Below are 6427 nucleotides of genomic sequence, written 5' to 3'. Positions count from 1 at the left end.
CAGCGGTTTCTCTCTGTGAGACGTCCAGCCCGACGTACTGCTTCATGGGAGCTCCTTCGAATCATTTGATTGCGAGGGCTCAACGATAACGGAGCTTGTCTGCCACGAGCGCCGACCGCAATTACGTCATCGTCTGCAAATTTTGGACGCCGATCCCCCGGCTTAGGGGGTCAATATTGCAGGCCGAATGACACAGCAACGTCGTTCCCGCCCTGGTGATCGCGCTGATCTCGCTGGCTTATCTCGAAGAGGACGGACTCCTGCTCTCGATCGCACTGCTGGCCAGCGTCGTTGTGCTGACAGTCGAATTGGCGGCAGTCTGGGAGACCGTCCTCGGCGCGAAATGGATCTTTGGCCTCTGGTATTAGCCCGCTGCGACTGAATGCGCTCGCGCCTGGCGGCTTTCAGTGCAGCGATGCAAGCTCGTCGAGTGTCATTAGATCAACGTCGTTGACGTGTTCTCTTTCATCGCCATGGCCGGCCTTCCGCTTCGAAATAACCCAGCCTTTTTGCGCTACATCAAGGCCGACGCGAGCGGGCGGAGCAGAATTTCGGACATTTCTTCAACCTGAGGGAGAGAGCAGATGAGCCTTCCGAGATTGTGGACTACCAGCCAGGAACCTGCGTTCGACCCGTTCAGGGCCATGCGACGTGAAGTGGAAGACGCGCTTCGCGCTTTCAATCAGGGTTCGTCCTCTCCCAGTATTGGGGCAGGCGCGCCGGCAATCAATGTGGCTGAAACCAAGGATGCCTTCGAAGTGACCGCCGAACTTCCCGGCGTGGACGAGAAAGATATCAAGGTCAGCCTGGACGGCAACCAGCTAGTCATCTCCGGCGAGAAAAAGGCGGAGAGCACGAAAGACGAAAAGAACTGGCATGTCGAGGAGCGCAGCTACGGCTCCTTCTATCGATCGATGTCTCTGCCTTTCGAGCCGGAAGACGGAGGCGTCGAAGCTCATTTCGACAGGGGCGTGCTGCATCTTGCTATCAAGAAGCCCGCCAAGGCTGTGAAGACCACCAAGACCATCGATATCAAGACAGGAACTCCACCGAGCGCGAACCCAGTATCGGATAAGGCCACGGCGCCCGGCAAGGCTGCCTAGTCCTGCACAGTCCTCGTAACAAACCGGAGAGCCGGACCAGACAAGCTGGTTGCGGTCTCCGGGTTTTGTCATTTCCGTTCTTCCGATGTCGTGATGAGGTTCCGCGGCTGATTGTGCTGTCGGTCTGAAAGAGCCGCCTGCTACGCTTCTGCGATACGACGAGAGCTCCGATGAAATAGCCAGTTCGCCAAGCCACCGCTGCACCCCCGTAGGCTTCGATATCCGCAAAGTCCTGACCGTCCACACCCGGTGCGCCTTTGTTGGAGCGGCACTGGGCATAGGCATGGGCCAGGATGTCCCCGCGGCTGATCTCGTCGTACAGGGCGTAGAAGCGGTAGCCGGCTTCTGCCTTCGCTTTCGCGTGCGACGCCGTCTGCAGTTTCTGAACACTCTTCGGAGTTATCGGTTGCCCAATCCCCAGGTCCCTCACTACGTCTTGCGTTCGTCTAGAACTGAGGTCCCTTCCCTCCCCCGGCGTTACCCGGTTTCACTGGTACTGCGAACCTCTCCGCATCCCCACGGCGCCCGGCCTGTCCCTCGCGGGCGTCCGGTTGATCATCCCTGAGCACGCCGTGGGGCGTCCCGTGTTGCGTACGCTTTCCTTGTGTACGTGCTGTCGCCACTACCCGGCGCAGCGGCTGGGCGTACTACTTCGCTCATTTCCCCAGCCGTGCCAGCCTTCCCCGAAAGGGTCGTCGGGTCGGCCTGCGCATCGCCCTTTTCGAGGCTTGCTCGGCGTTCACTCGCGTTACGGCCTGCACACTCGCGCTGTCACCAATTCGTGACACGCTAATCGAGGGCTTCAGCCACTTCGTTACCTCCATGACTGCTCCGATTGCTTCAGGCTGGAGCGGTTGCCGGGTGGGACTTGCACCCACTGGAAAGCGCCGCCTTGTCACGGCGCACACCCGGAACGGACATGCGTCGGAGGTGCCAAAATCAACAAAGTTACCGAAGCGAAATCATGATTGGATCAGGTCCCGGTCAACGGGAATTGCGATCGCAGGATGGGCGAACGTGTCACTCCATGTGGTGGGTAACGATGATAGAACCAGCGCTTCACGCCCTCGGCGAGTACCAGATAACAAGCGACCGTTGCGCATAGCGCTGCCAAAAACGCAAGCGGCAGCGGGACGAAGCCGAACCACCGGCCGATTGCGGTATAGGGCAACCCGATTCCAACGGCCACAATGGCGAGCGACGTTGCCGCGAGAACAGGATTGGGCCGGCCGCGCAACGGATTGCCGTTGGTACGAATCACGAAAATGACGAGCACTTGGGTTGCCAGCGACTCCACGAACCAGCCAGTTTGGAACAACGTTTCCGTCGCGTTGAAAACCCACAACAACAGGCCGAACGTCAAGAAGTCAAAAATCGAACTCACAGATCCAAGTACAAGCATAAAATTACGAATGAACTTGATATCCCAATGGCGGGGCTGAGCCAGTAACTCATCGTCAACCTCGTCCATCGGGATCGGAACCTCAGACAGGTCATAGAGAAGATTATTGAGCAGCACCTGAATCGGCAGCATCGGTAGAAACGGTAGCATCAAAGAGGCGCCTGCCATCGAGAACATGTTGCCGAAATTCGAACTGGTGCCCATCATGATATACTTCATGATATTGCCGAAGGTTCGGCGGCCTTCACGCACACCGCGTTCGACCACCGCCAGATCATGGTCGAGAAGGATGATATCCCCCGCGTCCTTTGCGACGTCGACCGCGCCATCAACAGACATGCCGACATCGGCGGTATGAAGCGAGGGCGCGTCATTGATGCCGTCGCCGAGATACCCTACCACATGACCGCGACGCTTCAGCGCCAGAATGATCCGGTTCTTTTGCGAAGGCGTGACCCGGCAAAACAGATTAGTCGCCTCGATGCGCGCGCTCAATGCGTCTTCGCTGAGCGACGAAAGCTCCGTCCCTGTAAGCAATCCTTCGACCGGAATTCCAAGTTGACCGCAAACGTACTGGGTCACGCGCTCATTGTCGCCGGTGAGAATCTTGATGCCGATGCCGCTGCGCTCCAACGCCGCGATCGCAGCTCCCGCGCTGGCTTTGGGCGGATCCAGAAATGCGGCGTAGCCGGCGAATACGAAATCCTTTTCGTCGAGTACCGCAACATGACTCTGCGTGGCAGGTTCCTCACGCCAGGCGATGCCAAGCACGCGAAAGCCTTCTTCGCCAAGCGCCTGGAATTGCGCAGTGGCACGTGCCATCGCGGCGGGATCAAGCGGTTGGGTATCGCTTTCGTCGGTAAGTTCATAGCGACTGGATAGTTTCAAGACGTCCTCGGGGGCGCCCTTGACCACGAGAATCCTGCGCCCCGCGCGCTCTATCAGAACCGAAACACGGCGGCGTTCGAAATCGAACGGGACTTCATCGATCTTTGTCCATTCAGAAGCGGCATGCAGTTCGTGCTCCAGAATTGCGGTGTCAAGCGGGCTGCGCAACCCGCTCTCGAAATGACTGTTGAGCCAGGCGAGTTCGAGCACGCGCGCGCTGTCAGTCCCCGCCAGGGTTATATGTCGGATCAGCGCAATCTTTGCCTCGGTGAGGGTGCCGGTCTTGTCGGTGCACAGCACGTCCATGCTGCCGAGGTCGTGGATCGCCGCTAGGCGCTTCACGATTACTTTTTGCGTGGCCATGCGTAGCGCGCCGCGCGCAAGCGTAACCGATACAATCATTGGCAACAGTTCCGGCGTCAGGCCGACCGCGAGTGCAATGGCGAACAGGAAGCTCTCCAGTAACGGGCGATGGGATAACGTGTTCACCAGCAGAACGAACAGAACGAGTAATATGGTCAGCCGTACAATCAGAATGCCAAACTCGTAGACGCCCTTCTCCAGCGCCGCGGGGGGCGGTGTGTGTCGGAGCGTAGCGCTGATCTCGCCGAGTTGCGTCCTGTCCCCGGTTGCGCAAAGCAGAAGCTTGGCCGAGCCGCTGACAACCGAGGTTCCCATAAAGGCGGCATTGGCAGCCTGCGCGACGTTGATGTCGGCAATACCGTCGGGCATGGCGCGCTTTTCAACTGGATAGGATTCTCCGGTCAACAGACCCTCGTTGACGAAGAAATCTCGGGCCTCAATGACCCTGCCGTCTGCCGGCACTAGGTCTCCGGCGGCGAGCACGACAACGTCGCCAGGAACGAGTTGATCGGCGCGAACGGTGATCTCCCGGCCATCGCGCAGAGCCTGCTCTTTCAGCGCCACCGAGATCTTTAGCTGATCGGCGGCCTGTTCGGCCCGGTACTCCTGCACGCTGTCGAGCAGAACACTGAATAGCACCATGGCCGAAATGATTATCAGGCTGGCAATGTCGCCGGTAAACGCGGAGACTGTGGCCGCGGCGAGCAATATCAATACCAACGGATTGCGGAACCGGCTCAAAATCTTGCGCAGCAGCGAGAAGCGGCGTTGGACCTCTAGCCTGTTGGCGCCATAGCGCTTCAGGCGTGCCGCCGCCTCGACCGAGCTCAATCCATTGGTATTCGCGCCGAGCTGCCGCGTTAGATCGGCCAGCGGTGTCTGCCAGAAGGTGGCGTTTGGCATGCCGATCATTGTTCGGTCCTCTCCGTCAACCATAGCCTCTGTAGCGAGAGATGACAGGCGCTGCGATCGCCTGCAGCCCGCATGGCAATTGGCTTTTCATAGCTGTAGCACCTCGCAGGTCGTCGAACCTTGACTGACGAGCTCGGACTCCGTTCATGAAACTGCGGACGGCTCCTCTACCGACACTGTGAGTGCCGAAGTGGTAACTATTTGCTTCAGTGCATGAGTCAGCAGCTGGCCCATCGAGCCCGACGGCGCCGCGTAGCAACATGTCCGGAGTCCGATGCAGACCGGAAGTCACTGGCTGAGGGGAAAATCGACGCGATTGACCCATCTCGGAAGTCGGCGACCTTCAAACTTAATTTGGCGCGCCTCTTTATCCGCTCGCGGCCATGAGCGCTATCGCGGCGAAGCCGGGATCGCTGCCGATCTCGGCCATCTCGGCCGGAATAAGAACACCAGCGAGCGTCAAAGCTCTGGTCGGCCACAGCAGAGCTGCCAAGGATAATCCGCTGATTGTCGCCGTGAAGAAGTAACGAAACGCTGACGAACTTTCAGCTGGGGTTTCATTCTCGGTCGCTCCAGAATCATTCGCTGAKGAACGGCAAGATGACATGCGCGACTGCGTCTGGAAGTTCCTCATGGATCGACAATTTTCCGGTTCGTAGGCGGTTGACGCTGACGTTGGGCAGGACGGAAAGTGCTTCCATTTCGGCGCGTGACTTTGCCGGCGTCTCATCGCCGTAAACCGCAAGGATTGGCGTCTTCGCCTGCTGGGCAAGGTCGAGGAAAGCGGCACGATCTGCCACAAGGTCAAGACCACCGGTCACGAAGCGTACCGAAGCATGTCTGGCGCCCGGTGCGCGGGTCACGGTGAGCTTTGCCTCCAGACGGTCACCGGTTAGCCAATCGGGATCGCTGTAGACGTGCTCTTTCGCCATTTTTGCAACGACGACCCGACTGACATTGAGCCGATAGAGGAGCGGGCCGATGCCGCGGTGATCGACGGCAGCGCGGACGTGGGCGAACGAAGGGCGTTGGCCCCCATCATTGTTGGGAACGGGCCGCGCCACGTCGGGGCGATCAGAGCGAGACGCTCGATCGTGCCGGGCTTAGACACGGCGTGTTGCAGGGTGTAGCCCGCCGCGTGACCAGCAGCGACAATGCTGTACGGCGGCCCCACCATCTCGCCTAAAAACCAGTCGAGAAAAGCGGAAAGCGCCTGTGGCGTCCAATCGATTCTCGGGCGCGCCTGGTCGCCGAACCCCGGCCAGTCAGCTGTCACAACCCGGAAACTCGGTGTGAGCCTATCAAGGAGTGGGCGCATCTCTTCGCGCGTTGAAATCGAACTCAGAGCCGGCAGTAAGACAACTGTTGGACCATCGCCGGCGACATCCATGCCCAGCGTGACCTCCATTCCTTTCCACATCCAACGTATTTGTCGCGCTATTGCCATTTGGTGATCCCTTTTGTGCGAGGTCTCATCGGCAGCGTAGGCTGCAGACGCCAGCAAAGCCCTTAACGGCGTAGGCTTCCCTGTCGCTGCGGGAAATTCTCGAAAAGTATATCACGCGGCCAATAGCGAGGCGCACAGCGCCCAACTCGTCGATCAAGGTACCACATAGATTCCCACAAAGTGATCACTGACCTTCGTACCCGTCCTGCAGAGGCTTGCAGCGGCGCAGACGACTAAAAACCCGACCATCGCGAGATTTTCGGAGCCACTCAAGCCGCGCGGTCACTGCTAATCGCCGCGATCATGGACGCG

The 6427-nt window shown here is 59.0% G+C and carries 5 protein-coding genes and 1 pseudogene; 3 read left to right on the top strand and 3 right to left on the bottom strand.

Annotated features, from left to right (window positions below; translation table 11 throughout):
* Positions 1–206 precede the first annotated feature (206 nt).
* A pseudogene (locus AB4Z51_RS37005) lies at positions 207–368 on the top strand (hypothetical protein); the annotation flags it as partial.
* A gap of 216 nt (positions 369–584) precedes the next feature.
* Positions 585–1103, top strand: a complete 519-nt coding sequence (locus AB4Z51_RS37000) for an Hsp20/alpha crystallin family protein (protein WP_441499073.1) — start codon at positions 585–587, stop codon at positions 1101–1103.
* A gap of 973 nt (positions 1104–2076) precedes the next feature.
* On the opposite strand, the gene mgtA is transcribed toward AB4Z51_RS37000, so the two are convergent.
* Positions 2077–4668: a magnesium-translocating P-type ATPase gene (mgtA, locus tag AB4Z51_RS36995; RefSeq protein ID WP_441499072.1), complete on the bottom strand. Its 2592-nt coding sequence runs from the start codon at positions 4666–4668 to the stop codon at positions 2077–2079.
* Between the two features lie 383 nt (positions 4669–5051).
* Between mgtA and AB4Z51_RS36990 the strand changes: the two genes are divergently transcribed.
* Positions 5052–5195, top strand: coding sequence for a hypothetical protein (locus AB4Z51_RS36990; protein WP_441499071.1), 144 nt, complete (start codon positions 5052–5054; stop codon positions 5193–5195).
* Between the two features lie 51 nt (positions 5196–5246).
* On the opposite strand, the gene AB4Z51_RS36985 is transcribed toward AB4Z51_RS36990, so the two are convergent.
* Both AB4Z51_RS36985 and AB4Z51_RS36980 read right to left on the bottom strand, forming a co-directional pair.
* The gene (locus AB4Z51_RS36985) at positions 5247–5600 is read right to left on the bottom strand and encodes an alpha/beta fold hydrolase (protein WP_441499070.1); all 354 of its coding nucleotides are present in this window, start codon (positions 5598–5600) and stop codon (positions 5247–5249) included.
* Positions 5561–6076: an alpha/beta fold hydrolase gene (locus tag AB4Z51_RS36980; protein WP_441499069.1), complete on the bottom strand. Its 516-nt coding sequence runs from the start codon at positions 6074–6076 to the stop codon at positions 5561–5563. Before AB4Z51_RS36980 ends, AB4Z51_RS36985 begins: the two co-directional genes overlap by 40 nt.
* Positions 6077–6427 lie beyond the last annotated feature (351 nt).

This window comes from Bradyrhizobium sp. 2TAF36, from assembly GCF_052114925.1.
GTDB classification, from domain to species: domain Bacteria; phylum Pseudomonadota; class Alphaproteobacteria; order Rhizobiales; family Xanthobacteraceae; genus Bradyrhizobium; species Bradyrhizobium barranii.
This window is presented reverse-complemented; position numbering and strand designations above follow the sequence as displayed.